General features: G+C 43.2%; 12 protein-coding genes and 2 CRISPR repeat arrays. Of the genes, 8 read left to right on the plus strand and 4 right to left on the minus strand.

Going from position 1 to position 15,885, the window contains the following annotated elements; translation table 11 throughout:
- The first annotated feature begins 103 nt into the window (after positions 1-103).
- Genes ACM0OZ_RS08730 through ACM0OZ_RS08750 form a run of 5 tightly spaced genes read left to right on the plus strand, consistent with a single transcriptional unit; the run spans position 104 to position 4,897 of the window.
- Positions 104-481, plus strand: a complete 378-nt coding sequence (locus ACM0OZ_RS08730) for a hypothetical protein (RefSeq protein WP_414582398.1) — start codon at positions 104-106, stop codon at positions 479-481.
- A 2-nt stretch (positions 482-483) separates the two neighbouring features.
- On the plus strand, positions 484-2,700 hold the full coding sequence (locus tag ACM0OZ_RS08735) for a Cas10/Cmr2 second palm domain-containing protein (protein ID WP_414582399.1): 2,217 nt from the start codon (positions 484-486) through the stop codon (positions 2,698-2,700).
- On the plus strand, positions 2,697-3,671 hold the full coding sequence (locus ACM0OZ_RS08740; RefSeq protein ID WP_414582400.1) for a hypothetical protein: 975 nt from the start codon (positions 2,697-2,699) through the stop codon (positions 3,669-3,671). The genes ACM0OZ_RS08735 and ACM0OZ_RS08740 overlap by 4 nt, the downstream gene beginning before the upstream one ends.
- Positions 3,668-4,459, plus strand: coding sequence for an RAMP superfamily CRISPR-associated protein (locus ACM0OZ_RS08745; protein ID WP_414582401.1), 792 nt, complete (start codon positions 3,668-3,670; stop codon positions 4,457-4,459). Before ACM0OZ_RS08740 ends, ACM0OZ_RS08745 begins: the two co-directional genes overlap by 4 nt.
- A gap of 3 nt (positions 4,460-4,462) precedes the next feature.
- The gene (locus ACM0OZ_RS08750) at positions 4,463-4,897 is read left to right on the plus strand and encodes a hypothetical protein (RefSeq protein WP_414582402.1); all 435 of its coding nucleotides are present in this window, start codon (positions 4,463-4,465) and stop codon (positions 4,895-4,897) included.
- Positions 4,898-5,252: 355 nt separating this feature from the next.
- A CRISPR array of direct repeats spans positions 5,253-5,873; the repeat unit is 37 nt; unit sequence GTTTCAGCACCTTTTCCTCTTAAACAGAGGTCGCAAC.
- Between the two features lie 196 nt (positions 5,874-6,069).
- Here ACM0OZ_RS08750 and ACM0OZ_RS08755 read toward each other — a convergent pair.
- The 3 genes from ACM0OZ_RS08755 to ACM0OZ_RS08765 form a co-directional block, all read right to left on the minus strand.
- Complete coding sequence (locus ACM0OZ_RS08755; RefSeq protein ID WP_414582403.1) at positions 6,070-7,611, minus strand: RAMP superfamily CRISPR-associated protein; 1,542 nt, start codon at positions 7,609-7,611, stop codon at positions 6,070-6,072.
- A 132-nt stretch (positions 7,612-7,743) separates the two neighbouring features.
- Positions 7,744-8,205: a CRISPR direct-repeat array (repeat unit 35 nt; unit sequence GTTTCAGCACCTTTTCTCTTTAACAAGAGTCAAAC).
- 325 nt (positions 8,206-8,530) lie between these two features.
- On the minus strand, positions 8,531-9,130 hold the full coding sequence (locus tag ACM0OZ_RS08760) for a gamma-glutamylcyclotransferase (RefSeq protein ID WP_414582404.1): 600 nt from the start codon (positions 9,128-9,130) through the stop codon (positions 8,531-8,533).
- A gap of 471 nt (positions 9,131-9,601) precedes the next feature.
- On the minus strand, positions 9,602-11,251 hold the full coding sequence (locus ACM0OZ_RS08765; protein WP_414582405.1) for a hypothetical protein: 1,650 nt from the start codon (positions 11,249-11,251) through the stop codon (positions 9,602-9,604).
- A gap of 1,038 nt (positions 11,252-12,289) precedes the next feature.
- Here ACM0OZ_RS08765 and ACM0OZ_RS08770 point away from each other — a divergent pair.
- Positions 12,290-13,543, plus strand: coding sequence for a glycoside hydrolase family 10 protein (locus ACM0OZ_RS08770; RefSeq protein ID WP_414582444.1), 1,254 nt, complete (start codon positions 12,290-12,292; stop codon positions 13,541-13,543).
- Positions 13,544-13,578: 35 nt separating this feature from the next.
- On the opposite strand, the gene ACM0OZ_RS08775 is transcribed toward ACM0OZ_RS08770, so the two are convergent.
- On the minus strand, positions 13,579-15,078 hold the full coding sequence (locus ACM0OZ_RS08775; protein WP_414582406.1) for a site-2 protease family protein: 1,500 nt from the start codon (positions 15,076-15,078) through the stop codon (positions 13,579-13,581).
- A gap of 158 nt (positions 15,079-15,236) precedes the next feature.
- On the opposite strand from ACM0OZ_RS08775, the gene ACM0OZ_RS08780 reads away from it, so the two are divergent.
- The gene (locus ACM0OZ_RS08780; protein ID WP_414582407.1) at positions 15,237-15,395 is read left to right on the plus strand and encodes a hypothetical protein; all 159 of its coding nucleotides are present in this window, start codon (positions 15,237-15,239) and stop codon (positions 15,393-15,395) included.
- A 79-nt stretch (positions 15,396-15,474) separates the two neighbouring features.
- Positions 15,475-15,729, plus strand: a complete 255-nt coding sequence (locus tag ACM0OZ_RS08785; RefSeq protein ID WP_414582445.1) for a zinc ribbon domain-containing protein — start codon at positions 15,475-15,477, stop codon at positions 15,727-15,729.
- The last annotated feature ends 156 nt before the right edge of the window (positions 15,730-15,885 follow it).

Genomic DNA, 15,885 nt, shown 5'->3' on the forward strand with positions numbered 1-15,885 from the left:
GCCCTCTGCCCTCTGCCTTTCTTCGGTAAATTCTAACTGCAGCATAAGCAAGATTGTTAATGAACTTTTAATTAAAGGTACTTTTACTGCTATCAAACGAGAATTGGAAGATGATTGTACTGCCAAGAAAGGAGAATTAAAAGGTAATTTTACTGCTAATCCAGTCACTGATAAAGACTGGCAAGAATTTAAAAATTTTTATATTGATGACTGGAGGTTAGAGAAAAAACCAAAACAAAGGTTGGGTTTTATAACATTAAGAAATTCGCTTTATCACAGTTTAATAGGGGATAGCATAGACGAGCTTTTAGACCAGAAGACAAAGGAACTTAACAACGGCGTTACTGACCCAGATCATCCTTCTCAAATAGCGGTTAACTGGTTGAACTATATTATTGGGCTAGCAGGGGTGTCTGTTGAAGTGGATACAAGAGCGAAAGTTTATAGCGCTTGCGTTTCAGAAATAATGAATCAACTGTAATCATGGATCTAAAAGACTGGTTAACTCAACAACAAAAGCTCTATCCCAACCAAACTTTAACTGAAGATACTCCTACTATTTCTATTCATCCTGCTAGTGGAAAATGGCAGAATTCTCAATACATGAAAAGTCAGTTTTGGTGGGGAGGAGGAGCAACTCAGGAAGCTTGCAATCAAATTGAATTTGCTAATAAAGCTGAACTCACTCAAGTCGCAGTCCTGACTTTTGGTCCTGTTCAAACCTTCTTGGGAGGTGGACAACGACTGAGAGATTGGGCTGTAGCTTCCTGGTTGTGTCACTATCTCTCAGCAGTCTTAATTTACAGATGGGAAGAGTATGGTGGTAAAGTTTTGCTACCCTTGCATAATTCTTCTGATTTGATAAAGTGGTTTGGTGGTTCAAACTCGGTAAATGCAGAAAGATTTTGGCAAGCTGAACTGCCAAATGTGATTACAGGTTTGCACCCAGAAGAACCAAATTGGCTAGAAAATGTCCAGCTAGTAATTAATCAAGAATGGGGACGTTTTCTAGAGGGCTTGGAACAGGAAGTTATTAAAAAATACCCAAACTTGCTGAATGGTCAAGGATGGCGTGTCATCCATCATGACCATCAGTATTTTTGGTCAGTTTATGCCAAGTCAGGACAGCTACAAGTTGACAGAATTGCTGAAGATATTGATAGTTTACATCAATATATTGAGTCAGAAAAGATTGGTCGAAAATGGCAAAGTACATGGTGGGGAGGACGTACCAGTCCTAGTGATGGCTGTTTGTCGATTTGGCATCCAGGCTTACGGTTGATTACTCAGGGAGGAACTTGGGGATTACCGGATAACCAAATCAAGGAATGGTGGGAAGAAAAAGCGACAGAAAAAACTCGGTTATCAGGGCTGTTTTCTAGCAGCGATCGCCTTAACAGCATTGAGTTAGTCAAGCGTTTAGCGTCAGTTCCAGAAATTATCCAACCAACTTTACAGCGTTTGTGGGGAAAAACGCCGCCGCCTTGTCCTTGGGGACGCTTCCCCGACCGTACTGCGGCAGCCGCTGCTTGGATAACTCAGCACATCGGTGCTGAAACTTGGAATCAAGAGGTTGAATTGTGGCACGAATACTTTTTGGGCAGCAAACCCAGTTATGAATGGGGAATGCCAAAAGTCGATCAGCGATCGCCTGCTTTTGCTCACCCGCGAGTTTTAGAACGGCGCAACATTGAGGATACCGTACTCTCAGATTGGGAGACTGAGGTTCCTAAAGGTTGGGAAAGCACAATTGAATGGACGGTAGGCTGGCGGGGCGATGGCGACAATATGGGCAAATGGTTATCCGGGGAACAGTATAAAACCCTAAAGTTACTTTGGTCGCAGTGGCATCCCACACCAGAAATAAGTGCCAAATATGAGTTAGGAATGACTCCTGTCATTGTGCCAGCCAACTCACCAAGGAAAATTGAACTTCCACATATACTTGATTTGTCAGTGCTATTTAGTTCGTGGAATAAACTGCTGTATTCCCTCACTGAAAAACATCATCATGGCAAAGTCATCTTTGCTGGAGGAGACGATTTTTTACTCTTAGGTCCCCTGACAGAAGCAATTGCACTGACTAGCAATTTACATCGGCTGTGGACAGGAGAAACTACACCTTTAACACAGCCATTGCAACCGTTTGTAGATGGGTGGGTACGTTATCAGGATGATGAAATTTATCCTGTGCCAGGGAAACAAATGAATTTCAGTTTGGGCATAGTTATTGCCCAGCGGCGAATTCCTCAATCCCTTTGGCATCGAGGGTTGAATCAGGCATACAAGGAAGCCAAAAATCAAGGACGAAACCGTGTTTGCCTGAGGGTGTTATTTAATAGTGGGCAGTCGCTAGAGTGGGTTTGTCCTTGGGCTTTGTGGAACTTATTAATGCCTATTGAACCCATCACCACAGACCAAACTGAATTGAACCGTTGGGAAAAATTGCTCTTTTACTTGGAAAGTTCGCGTTTGCGAGATGTCTCTATCCTTACTGTAGGAGAATTGATTGAAACTTTATGGGCGAGTGTGGGAATTCCTCTGACTTGGGAACAGGTATTGGCACACAGGCAAGAGTTTGAGAAAGAAATCAAAGATTGGCAGTGGTGGATAAATTGGATTAGCCTCAAAGCATTTTTAGCGCGTCAACAACGGGAACGCCAGAAATGGCTGGAAAAAATTAGCGGGGAACAGCAATGACAGGATGGTATGCAATTACCCCAGCGGGAACGGTGGCAATTGGTAATCTCACTCCCATTGGACAAAATAGCGGACAAGTTGGTTGCCGTTGGCCTCCCAACGGGCATCAATTAGCAGCTTGCTTAAGTTTACCGAAGGATTGTCAACTGTGGGGACCATTTTGGTATTTTGGGCGAGATATTTATGTGACTTTACCACTGCTAGTCTACAGGTTAGTATCGCCAGAACCGATTCCCAAAGAAATTTTCCGAATCCAATGGCGGGATGAACAATGGCGGGTGCGTCCGGAACATCAAGGTAAAGAAATTGAAATTGTTGGCGGGAGATATTTGATTCGGGGGAACAGTCTCAAGACTTTTTGGAAAACAGGGCAATTGAGGGATGCACCATTACAAGAACCGCCTTGGAAAACGCTGACCTTAAGTCACAATAGCCGAGAAGATTTTCAAGTTAAAGATGAGGGTGGCTTTTTTGCAGAAATGACCACTCTCATGAACCCAGGTTGGTCAATTTTGGTAAAAGTGATTGGCAACTATACGCCTCCCGACTCCAACTGGAGTTTTTTGGGTGCGGGGGGAACGCCTGTTGTCATTACACCCGTGCGAGTTATGGACAGTTGGTTAGAAGCAGAATGTCCTAATGCCACAGGAGCAATTTTACTCACCGCAGCATTGTGGCAAAAAGGTAATGATAAAGTTTCTATTCCCTACCCCCCTCCGCATGAAGGTATTAAAGCTTATGCTGCTGAAACAGGAGTTCCTTGGCAGTCATGGAAACGGGTACGCGATCGCCACGATCAAGAAAAAAGGGTGCAAGTGTTAACACCTGGTGAATGGATGACCCCCGCAGGTGCAGTTTATCTGTGGGAAGGAGTTGCACCTTTGCAAAAATCTGCTCCTTTACCAGATAACTTTAATCGTCATGTTTTGGGGTACGGACATTTGTGGTTATTTGAGGACTCAACGAAATGACAATTGAATGGTTGATTTGTCGAGAACCAGTTCATATTGGCGGTGCAGATAGCAGCAGTCGCGGTAATAATAATCCTATATTTCGCCTTCCTGACCGCAGTCCGGCGATTCCAGGTAGTTCCCTGCGCGGTGCATTGCGAGAACACGCCAAAAATGAAAAAGAATTCCAACCTTTCGTTCTTAATTGGTTTGGGGGGGATAAGAATGACATGACTCGCGGCAATATTTCTCTGGGTTGGGGATGGCCTGTATGGTGGCCCGTTCATGTTTTGGGTTATGGCAATTGGTGGGTGAGTTGCCCCAGTTGGCTAAATAGATTTCAGCAATTATGCCAAAAGCCACCTGTTAATTTAGCAAATAATCAAGTGTATATCACTGAGCCGCAACTTAAGAATAAAACTGTTTATCTGCGCTGGCTCAAGTTAACCAATGTGCAATATTGCGACAAATATTTACCTGCTCCTAATCATGCAGAAGTACCACAAAACCGACGAATTGTTGTGCCAGATGACTGTATTAATTTAATTGTAGATATGGGTTTAGTACGTCAGCCCAGAGTCAAGCTTTTAGATGAGCAAAATGAGAAAGGAAGTTTAGTAGAAAATTTATTTGCTGTTGAAGGAATTCCTCCACAAGCAGTGTTTATGATTTCTTGGACAACCAGAGGAGATAAAGCTCAAGATTTGGAGAAGTGGCAGCAATTTTTAAGGAATGAACATTATCTTGGTGGGTTGTGGAGCGTTGGTTATGGACGAATTTGTATTTCTCCATTTGCAGGCGAGGAGTGAATTATGCCCGTAAGCTCTTATGAATTAGATAGAGAAGTTTTTCAACTGTTGAAAACAGGAGTTGAAAAATTAAAAGATTGGCAAGGTGCAGCAAGTGGTATTGCTGATTATGTGTCAATTTGGGGAATGGAACGCTTCTGGGCAATGTCGCGTTCCCCTGTTTTAAAAGATGGAATAATACCCGATGCAGAAGCGGGTTCAGACGAACAACGGCGTTATTTTGCTTGGGGAGTTGCACGGGTGGTTTTGTGTAAGATTGTAGGTAATGATTTAAAAATTGAGCCGGAGATGACAACGGCTGATTTTCAGGATAGATTTAGGAATTTAAATTTTAATCAACAGGTATTATTAACGGATTTATTGATTGAAATCGCTGATACCATCCAGTTTTGGACGATGCGATTAAAAGATGTTCAAGATAGTAATGATTCGGTTTAGATGGCTGGGAGTTTTGATGTTAAGGTATTGATACAGTACTTTGCAAGTAAATGAAGTACACACTTAAGATTACAAATCTTGTGGGGTGGGCATCTTGCCCGCCCTTGTGTACCTTAATCATGCGAAATGCGCTGTAATTTTAGGTTGGCAATTAGTAATTTAAAGACAATACAGTTCAGATAAGACCAAAACTGTTATCAGGATGGTAATGTAGAACTCTCGGATGCAACGTCTCTACACGTGTGGAATTGTTACCACAATCCTTAACTGAACCGTATTGAATTTAGAGAAGCGAAGCGGGTAAAAGACTTCGCTTCTTTTTATTTTGGTATGACTTGATTTTTGGTGCTGCAATTCTTCAGCACCTTTTCCTTTTAAACAGAGGTCGCAACAAGCAGCCGCGATCGCTCGATTACGCTTTATCTGTTTCAGCACCTTTTCCTCTTAAACAGAGGTCGCAACGATTTATCCTGGCAGTTTTCAACAAAAGATTTTTGTTTCAGCACCTTTTCCTCTTAAACAGAGGTCGCAACTTCTTTGTAAAGTTGTAGGGCGATCGCAACCGAAGTTGTTTCAGCACCTTTTCCTCTTAAACAGAGGTCGCAACTTATTTTTTGGAAATTCGGCGGCAACAGACGGATATCGTTTCAGCACCTTTTCCTCTTAAACAGAGGTCGCAACCGTTTTACCCAAATCCATTACTAGTGCCGTACAATGTTTCAGCACCTTTTCCTCTTAAACAGAGGTCGCAACGATGTACTGAGAATCGACAGTACGCATTAGGTAGGTTTCAGCACCTTTTCCTCTTAAACAGAGGTCGCAACAAATAACGTTAACTTAATCATGACACACGAACTGTAGTTTCAGCACCTTTTCCTCTTAAACAGAGGTCGCAACTTCAATCAGCAACTGTTCGGAATGCCGCTTTTAAGACTACAAGTTTCAGCACCTTTTCCTCTTCAAAAGAGGTCGCAACTACCCTGATTCAAACCCTTATCCTACCTAGTGTCCAGCCGCCATTTGCGCGGAACCCCATAATTGTCACTACAATCTGCCAGAACTGCACAGGTCTAATTATCTGAAACGCTTATCTGGTCTACGTCGCGGATGACAACGAAGTTTCGTCATTTCAGCCATTTCTCCTGATCCGCGCAACATTGGCAAAGCAATGATCAACACCAGATCGGTTGAAACCCCAAACGGTTCAATGTCGCTTCCACCTGTGGATCAAATACAGTAACTAAACAAAAATCTTCATGTTGTCGTACTGCATAGCCAGATGGACGGTCTTCAGAATTACCACACCAACAAGGTCGATTTGGATTGGGATTCTTTGGGTTATCTGCACTCCTGCAAACACCATGCACCAATTTCTCCCACAAGTTTGTTTTTCCTTGCCAGATACTAATAATGCTACCAGAAATTTTAACAGGATTAGACAAAACAGATATGCCATATTCCTGGGCTAAATTCCGAATCATCTCTTGCAAGCGATTGATTAACTGATTTAAAGGTTCCTCTAAATTTGCTGGTGTAACAGTAAATTCACTACCCCGGAATCCCCGAAAACGTTCTAACTCATGGGGAGGTCTACGCCAACCAGCACCAAGTCCACCCAACCTGCTGGCTAAGTTTAGCAATGCACCAATTAACGCTTGAAAATTGCTATGACAATCGACATTAATTAGCCAAGTAGAGTGAGCATCTTGAGCCGGAATATTAGTGTATTTATCACGCAAATCCTGTCCAACTAGTGCTCTCTGAAACGGCAACAAGTAACTAGTCAAAATCAACTTAGCGGGAGAATTCAGTCCACCAAAAATTTTCTTAGTTAGCTCCAGCGCATTTTCCTTTCCTAACACAGAAAGAGCCAAACGAGTGAAATAGCCACGTAAGTTAGCACGCAACACTTGTGGACTCCAGCGATATTTCCCCCATTGATTTTTTTTGTTATCTTGCTGTTGCACACAAGGTTTCATCCCTGTTAGTCTAATTTGCCAATTTCCTGATGGAATTGATGCCGCTAATCGACCAAAACCCGATGCTGTGCCACGTCCTATCCCTTGATGTTGCAGCATTTCTTTTAGTCGAGTTTCCAGCCATTGTTTTTGTTGGCTTTGTGCAGTTGTGTGATTATTTTTGAGTAAAACTTGCAGCGAGAATTTATTTGAATTAGGTCTAGGTGGATGTTCGGGTACTAACTGCCATTGTATGCTTAAATGCTTACTTTTTTCATTAAAAACTTGCCAATTTTGTTGAGCGTGTAAGGGAAAGGGTTTGAGGGAGTCTTGAAAAAAAATACTTTCAAAACGAATCTGGCGAGGTCGCCAACCACTCAAATCCTCAGTAATTAAACTTTGCCAAAAATCCCTTTCATTGCTTAGTAAACCTTCCCATTTCGCTTTTATCCACTTTAGTAAAGCACCTCTAATGCTTGAACCAGGAATGCAGGGAACACCACCGATTTGAGCAGGTAGTATACCGCCTTCAAAAACACTGCCACCTCCCACCTGAATGGGACTAATAATTTGCAATCTATCAAGCCGAACAGTGAAGTTTTTCGAGTTTTGTAGATTCAGGTCATTCTTCCAAGCCTTAATAACCTCTGGCTTGCCACTGCCTTCAATAATATCTTTAGTTTCAGGTGTCCATCCTCTTTCTTGAGTGTCTTCAACTGTGTACCACTTAGGTAATGTTTCTGGTAACGGCAACATGATTTTTCCCGATTAACTCAAAAGGTTTAAATATTGGAGTAAATAGCTTCAAACATAGCGTTTTAATTGATAGCTTTTGTGATTAAAAATAACCAAAGATTAATAAAAATTCGGTGCTGAAAAAAGCGACAGAATTCAGCACCTTTTCTCTTTAACAAGAGTCAAACTTTAATTCAACTCACCGAAGAGTTTAGAGAAATAGTTAGTTTCAGCACCTTTTCTCTTTAACAAGAGTCAAACGAGAGAAAGATGAGCAAGAGAGAAGAATTCCATCACTGTTTCAGCACCTTTTCTCTTTAACAAGAGTCAAACTACTTTAGCTTCTTCCGCTTCTCAAGCATCTGCTTTGTTTCAGCACCTTTTCTCTTTAACAAGAGTCAAACTTGTCATCGATAATACATTTCGCGATGACACACTTGTTTCAGCACCTTTTCTCTTTAACAAGAGTCAAACCTGTTGGCGCTCTTCTTATTACTCTTTCCGGTGCGTTTCAGCACCTTTTCTCTTTAACAAGAGTCAAACAAGAAATCGGTTAAACGCTGACCAAATATTAGCATTGGTTTCAGCACCTTTTCTCTTTAACAAGAGTCAAACCCTTGGCTTCTACAAGCCTTGTGGCAAGAGCATTTTACACCCCCCAATTTGTGGGTGTCAAATTTAAGAGCAAATAATTCATAAAAATTCTCAATAAATCAACATCACGGACACTTCAAATCCTTACCAGGACAGGCATTTGCGGGATACAACGACAGAATAAGGGTTTGAGCGATTCCCTACATCCCCCATAAAATATCACAAAGAAACAGGAAAACACTCCAAATGTCGCTTACTTCCAATTGGACATTATTCTTTAATTGCTCTGGGGACTGGGTACTGGGCAATACTCTTCCCAATCCCTAATCCCCAGTTCAACTCGTTCCTAAGCCGATCGCACCCAATGTTGTGCCTGATGGCGCTGTTGCAATTTGTACATATGGTTAAACAAACTCCAGCAATATTCCTCTGGCAATCCGCAAGTGACAGCGCCCCGCAGGACAACATTAAAGTACCAGTCGTTGGGGGCGGCTTCCTCTAAGAGTTTGTTTACTACCACGTAAGTACGCACATTTTTATATACTTGTTCTTTGCAGTGGATATCTACAAATTCATGGCGGTAACCACCATGCGGAACTTCTTCTCGTTTATCTAAGTGTTCGCTTAATCGCCAAGGTAGCTGATAGAGTACACCATTCACACTCGCTTTGGGGTCTTTCACCACATCCAAAACGCCACATTTGCGACTAGGTGAAAGACGATAAAATCCCAGTCGATAACCTTTGAGTGTCGCATGACCGATGACATAGGCGTGCGTATTTTCACCAAGGGAGCGCTTCAAATCAACAGGACACATACACGAGCCGTAAGCAAAATAGTAAAACATCGGCTCTTTCTCTTGTACTTGTTGCACTCTCAAATCTGAGTTTACAGGATGAAGAGTTTGTACCCAAGTGTGGTGTACGTGTCCAGTCTGATTGCTCATCGATTGCAAGTATTATCGACTACGAAACATATGATATTATATCCTAGAATCAAATGCAACTTATTCCGACGAATAAACCGTAGTTTTGACAGGGTGTAGAATATCGGGGCGCAAGGTAGCCCATGTGTGTCAACTTAAGCTGAAAGCTTTGTAATTACGTAACATCATGCCTTGATACTTGTCCCCGAAGCTGCTTCACCCCACCCCGGCTTTGGCTAACGCCAAAACCGCCCCTCCCCGATGCCTTGGGGAGGGGATTAAGGGGTGGGGTAAATCAACCTGGAATAAACTAACATCATGCCTTGATACTTGTCCCCGAAGCTGCTTCACCCCACCCCGGCTTTGGCTAATGCCAAAACCGCCCCTCCCCGCAGGCGGGGAGGGGATTAAGGGGTGGGGTAAATCAACCTGGAATAAACGTTTGAACGTTAAGTTGACACGTATGGGCTACCTTGCGCCCCGACATTACACCTACTGATAGGTTGTGCTTATCCGCTTCCAAGTGTTGACTATGACACCTAAATCCTCGGGTAAGCTCTTTTGAGAAACATCGTTGTATTTAACCGTACCATCGCGGCTGGTGAGGGTGTAGGTGATGTAATCAGCAGCGCCTCTTGGTGCTGGATAACTCACATTGTTGAATTCATCGCTTTGCTGTTCTAGCAATCGCTGAAACCTTTGGACTTGTTCTAAGGGAATGCGGCGAACGCTACGTTCAGAATCATTGCTATCACCAATCCGAACACGAATCAGACGCCCGTCGTCGAGCAAAACAGTTTCGTAGGTTCTACCAGCAAAGCCACCACTGGAGATTTGCCGAAAAATCATGCCGCTATCCAAAGGTAGTGGTAACTCACTTCTAGGAATGGAAATTGGCTTGAGCGGTGTGTTGTTATCAGCAATTGAGCTAGCTTTTTCATCTAAAATAACAGTACCTGATTCGCTAACGCGATAAACCAAGCGTTGTTGGCGATCGCTCACAGTCACCTCCCAACCTGGTACAACAACTGCGGCGCATAAAGCCACCGGATCTGCTATACCCAAACAGCTATCGGGCCATTGTCGCCGTTCCACCTCAGCTATCCGTAATTGCGAAATTGGCACTTGTGAACGCTTAGAGGCTCGTACCAAAACTCTCTCAGCGATATCTCTGGGTAAGTTAGCATTAGGCGTTTCACCATACTGGCTTGAAAGCTGAATTCGGGAACCTTTGTCATCAGTGACAAACACCCAACGATTTAGCCCAGCAGCTACTGTAACTTGCCAAAGCGAGCCATATGTCGATTGTGTTGGTTTAGACTCAACAATACTCAGCGACCTTTGAGGTAAACCCGACTCTTCACTTGCTCGACGCAATACCGCATCTCTGACTTTTGCAGGTAATCTGGCTTCACTAACTTCGCTTTCCTTTTTATTCAACCTAATTTTGGAACCAGTTGTATTGGTGTGATAAACCAAGGTTTGGTCAGGTGCTTTGACAACGACCCGCCAACCTTTTTCCAAAGCCTGGGTACAGCTTTCATCTGGTCTTGGTAAGTTCAAACAACCATTCCCCCAAGTCCGTTCTTGAGCTTGAATAATATTTAGCCGAGAAGTTGGTAAATTCAAACGCCCAGATGCATTTTCTAGAACAGCATCCTCTATATAGTTTGGAAAGTTTTGTGGCAGATTTCTTGTCAGAATATAAGGATTTGCCAAACGTACAGAACGCCCGTTATTATCAGTGTGATAAATCCATGTTTGACTACCATTTGAAAGGACAACGCGCCAACCAGGAACTAATGCTTGTGTACAAAATTCGTCAGGTTTTGGCAAATTCATGCATCCGTCACGCCAAGTCCGTTGAGTGTAATCAATGATTTCCACTTTTCTGTCGGAAATTTGCTCTCTGTCAGATAAATCTCGCAGTACCGCAGAAGCAACTCGGCTCGGTAAGCTGTTTGTTTTAATGTTTTCTTTTAGGACTTCGTTACCTGTTTGGGCAAAGTAGTTTGCTGGAGCAGCCGTTGCGCTTTTTATCGCTGATAAACTGCTACCAATAGATAACATTCCAGATAAAACTAACGCTGTGAATATTCGCGCTTGTTTCGTAGTACAATAATTTTTTAGAGTGTTTTTCATAGCAATATAATAATTTTAGCTATAGCGAAAATAGTAACTTATATCAAGTCCGGTTAAATACTTATTATTACCCTAAGAACCCCACCACAGTAAAGCTGCGCTTCACTTCCCCTACCCGCTTGCGGGGAGGGGATTAAGGGGTGGGGTGCAATTAACGTGGGAATCATAACTAATTAGCCGGACATGATATTAAACGTTTGTACATGAGTTAATAGATATTAGTATGAGCAAACGGACACAAACTAATAACTAGCAACTATGAAAAGAACAAATGGTTTTCTCATCCCATATAATAAGAAGGACTTGGGATAATTAAAGCGCCTGTTTGACGAGGCAGATGTGAAGATAGACGCTACTATGATTGTCTATTGTTCCTTCTTCTCTATACTAAATTTATGCTGGGTGAAAATACTTCGCCCAGGAGAATCACCTGAGTGGGTGATTTGGATGGAAAAGAACTCAGAATTCCGCAGCTAGGAACCCAGAAGGAGCCACGAAGAAATCAAGCGGATTCATAAAGCAATACGGTTGGTGATAAAAGTTAAACCTTCCTAACCCTCCTTAAAAAGGAGGGAATTAAGCCCCCTAATGCATCGGGGGTTGGGGGATCTTCCGTAACCGAACACCACTAACTGAACTGTATTGATTCATAAAAGGGAACTCTTTGTGTCTCCACGTATGACTTCGCAAGCGTTTTGCTTCACCCAGCCGTAAAGGATTTATGCAGCAATTCTTACTTAGCGAGTTGTTTTGTAGTCATTTTTTTTACTTAAATACATTTGTTGTGGAGTCAGCCTTTTGCCCGCCTTTTATCAAGATATTTACAGTGACGGCATTTAACAGTAGTAGTATAAATCAATAAATAGGAGAAACTTCACCGCAAAAACCAGGAATCTTAAAAAAAGATAAACAATCATGAATCATGCTTGACCTCAGTGGGAATGCTATACGCAGGCGTAAGAGCAACTTTTGCCCACTGACCTAAGTCATTACTGATCGTTTTCTCATACAAAATTTAACTTTTCTAACAAGTAGATGATGAAAAGATTGTTCAAATGGTATAATATATTTCCAGTTCGGGAAGCTCAAGCAATCAAAAAACAGGGATTTTTTGCACTTGTGGTAGCCCTAAGCATGGTAGCTGCGGTGTTGCTGTCGTTTCCCTTATATGCTCAAAAAAATACTCCTTACCGTCCGCAGATGTCTGAGTTACGGGGTGTGTGGCTAACTAATATAGATAGCGATGTGCTGTTCGATCGCAATCGTCTCCAAGGCTCTTTGCAAAGCCTGAAAAATCTTAACTTTAACACTGTCTATCCCACAGTATGGAATTGGGGTTGGACACTGTACCCCAGCAAAGTAGCACAAAGAGTGATCGGGCGATCGCTCGACCCAGCCCCGAAACTGCAAGGGCGAGATATACTCAAAGAAATTGCCACAGTCGGACATCAAAAAGGCTTAACAGTCATTCCCTGGTTCGAGTTTGGCTTTATGGCACCAGCTGACTCACAACTAGCCAAAAATCGTCCGCAATGGCTAACCAGTCGCCGCGACGGTAGCAAAATCTGGAAAGAAGGCACACACGACCGAGTTTGGCTCAATCCCTTTCACCCTGAAGTTCAACAATTTATCCAAGATTTAATTGTCGAAATCGTCCGAAACTACGACATCGACGGCATTCAATTTGACGACCATTTTGGCTTGCCTGCCGAATTGGGATATGACGCCTACACAGTTGCATTGTACAAAAAAGAACACCGTGGTCAAGCTCCTGCAACAAATCCTCAAGATCCAGAATGGGTACGCTGGAGAGCTAATAAAATAACTGACTACATGAAGCGGGTCTTCCAAGCCATCAAAGCGACTAAAAAAAATTGTCTTGTCTCTGTATCGCCTAATCCCCAGCGCTTTTCCTACGAATCCTTTTTAGCAGACTGGGAACAGTGGGAACGGTTGGGACTTGTTGAAGAACTGATTATACAACTATACCGTGATGATCCAGATGTCTTCGTTAAAGAACTAGAGAACCCAGAAGTGAAAGCAGCACAAAGTCATATTCCAGTGAGCATAGGCATTATGTCTGGCTTAAAAGGCAAATATGTACCTATGCAACAAATACAGACACAAGTACAAAAAGTGCGAGAACGTAAGTTTGCTGGAGTCTCCTTCTTTTTTTACGAAACTCTGTGGAACATGACTGGCGAAACATCACAGCAACGTCAATCTGGTTTCCAGAAAATTTTCCCCGCACCAGCTGCTTATCCGAATCTACTCGCTGGTTGGAAACCTTAATTTTATAGGGTGAGCCTTGCAGCCCACCCTATGCATCACCCGCCAATCCCCAAACGCCTAGCTAAACCGGGAGTGAGTGGAAGGAGAGTAGCAACCATCAAGAACAAAGCCAAAAGACCCAAAGCAGCGCGTGCATCATCAGGTTCACTGATTTCATTTAAGCTGGGACGTTCTAAATCTCGTTGTAAAAACAGAATCACAATTGCCCAGTACATAGCAAAAGAATTACCCAGAGACACTAACCCCAGCACAATGAGTGTGGCTAGTGTTGTTCGTCCTGCAGTTTTGCGTCCGTAAATCGCTTGGACAATGCGACCACCATCTAGTTGACCTGCTGGCATCAAATTTAAAGCAGTAATGATCAAGCCCAACCAACCAATCACCACAAGTGGATGTACATCTACCAAAGGTGATTGTATTGCAGAACCGAGGATAACTCGTGCCAAAGTTCCTACAAGAATTGAACCAGAGAAAAACTGATTTGGCAATTGAAATAGACTACCTTGATGAGAAAGCAGTAATCCAGCCACCAACATTAATAAAGATACAATTCCTCCAGCCGCAGGTCCTGCTAAGGCAATATCAAAGAGTACTTTACGATTAGGTAGCAAAGATTCAAAGCGGGTGATAGCACCAAAGGAACCGATTTGCACAGCGGGGAGAAAGTAAGGCAAGCTGAGGCGGATTTGGTGACGCTGGGCGAGTAACCAATGACCGATTTCGTGAGCTGCCAAAACCACTAAGACACCAGCAGCAATGGGTAAAGCTTCTTGGAAGCGTTCTGGATTGGTAAAGAAATCAAAATTCAGGAGTAAGCCCCCAGTCTCCAAGCTCGTGACGATTGTTCCCACCAGCAGGATAACAGCAAAGGCTTTCTGTGGTAAGGTCATCGGACGAGGGTCATTGCGGCTAGGAAGAACAATCACCACGGGTCTACCATCTGTGTTTTCCACTAAAAAAAGACGGTATTTATCACCTACTCGTTCTCGCAAACTCGCAGTGAGACGGTTATGAACCGCTTCTGGCTCTCCTCGCAAATTTCCTTTAAAGATGGCTCCTTCTTGGTAAGCAATGGTTTCTGTGGTAAAAAATGTATCAATGCCGAAAATACCTTTAATGATATTTAAGTCTTCTTCAGGTATCGGCGGAACTTCAAGTTTTAATTGTGCAGATCCTTCCGGAGCGGTGGAATTATCTGTGGGACTGGCTTGTAGTGAGGCATCAGCCTCAAGCCTTTGAGTTGCTCGTTGCCTAAGTATCGCATCCTGTCCGGCGGCTCGCAACTGTCTTCCTAAAAAGATGTACACAACAGTGGATGCCACCAACAAGAACAATATGCCTACTATATTGATGTAAACCCCTGCAGCAAACAAGCCAAAAAATAACAACCAAGGACCCATCAATACCACCGACTGTAACCAGGCTAAAATTCCCAGTTTGCCATAAGGTCTAGCGCGATAAAAGCCCCAACCTAAAATTCCGAAAGCGGCCAGCACAATTGTGGCAATAATAGGTGTTTCTGATGAATTCAACATCTTTAAACCTTTGTTTTTGAAACCAAGCCTGAGTAAGTCAGTTGTTCAGGGATATTAATAATTTATAACGAGGCTGGCGCTTTCTTAGAGATTAATGTAACTCATAATGAGTCTAGTTTGCCTTTATCGGTGCTGAATACAGAGTAGAACAAAGGGCGATGGGCGTAGCCCCGCCAAGGCGCGATCGCGCCTTGCAAAGGCTCCCTATGCCTACGGCACGGCTGCGCCGAACGGGAGCATCGCGAGCGCGGGAGAAAAGCGCGATTGGCTTTGCCACAGAAGCGAATCGCAATCGCCATGGAGGGCAGCTCCTGTAGATCATCGCCTTGTCAGTAGCAAAGACGCACTTGGGTGGCTTAAACCGTTCTATTTAGTCATGCAAGTTGGGCTGAATTAATTTTAAAGATTGAGTATCTGGCTGTAAAGCAAGGAAAAATTGTAATTAAAATTAATCCAAAACACACAAGCCAAAAATGCCGTAATTGTGGACACATCGACGAGTCAAATCGTGACGGTGAGAAGTTCATTTGTACTCAATGTGGTTACATGACAAATGCCGACATTGGTGCTGCAAAAACCATCAGGGATAGAGCATTCTCTATAGTACGGGGGGACTCCTCGGAACTTAAACGCCCGAAACAACGGCTATGAGACATCAGTACGCCCTTGCGGTGAGACAGCGCTGCAGGAGGGTTTCGCGACAGCCAGGCGACTGCGAACCCGAAGGGCAAACGTACTGAGCCTGGGAACCTGAGTAATCAGGATATTAAGGTAGTGATGTCTTAAGAATCCCCTTGCATGGACGGC

It is taken from the genome of Scytonema sp. PCC 10023 (genome assembly GCF_963920835.1).
In the GTDB taxonomy this organism is placed as follows: domain Bacteria; phylum Cyanobacteriota; class Cyanobacteriia; order Cyanobacteriales; family Nostocaceae; genus Kalymmatonema.

Excerpts from the sequence above, each read along its gene's own strand:
- ACM0OZ_RS08735 (WP_414582399.1), top strand. The coding sequence starts at position 484 with ATGGATCTAAAAGACTGGTTAACTCAACAACAAAAGCTCTATCCCAAC.
- ACM0OZ_RS08740 (WP_414582400.1), top strand. The coding sequence starts at position 2,697 with ATGACAGGATGGTATGCAATTACCCCAGCGGGAACGGTGGCAATTGGT.
- ACM0OZ_RS08745 (WP_414582401.1), top strand. The coding sequence starts at position 3,668 with ATGACAATTGAATGGTTGATTTGTCGAGAACCAGTTCATATTGGCGGT.
- ACM0OZ_RS08750 (WP_414582402.1), top strand. The coding sequence starts at position 4,463 with ATGCCCGTAAGCTCTTATGAATTAGATAGAGAAGTTTTTCAACTGTTG.
- ACM0OZ_RS08755 (WP_414582403.1), bottom strand. The coding sequence starts at position 7,611 with ATGTTGCCGTTACCAGAAACATTACCTAAGTGGTACACAGTTGAAGAC.
- ACM0OZ_RS08760 (WP_414582404.1), bottom strand. The coding sequence starts at position 9,130 with ATGAGCAATCAGACTGGACACGTACACCACACTTGGGTACAAACTCTT.
- ACM0OZ_RS08765 (WP_414582405.1), bottom strand. The coding sequence starts at position 11,251 with ATGAAAAACACTCTAAAAAATTATTGTACTACGAAACAAGCGCGAATA.
- ACM0OZ_RS08770 (WP_414582444.1), top strand. The coding sequence starts at position 12,290 with ATGAAAAGATTGTTCAAATGGTATAATATATTTCCAGTTCGGGAAGCT.
- ACM0OZ_RS08775 (WP_414582406.1), bottom strand. The coding sequence starts at position 15,078 with ATGTTGAATTCATCAGAAACACCTATTATTGCCACAATTGTGCTGGCC.
- ACM0OZ_RS08780 (WP_414582407.1), top strand. The coding sequence starts at position 15,237 with ATGGGCGTAGCCCCGCCAAGGCGCGATCGCGCCTTGCAAAGGCTCCCT.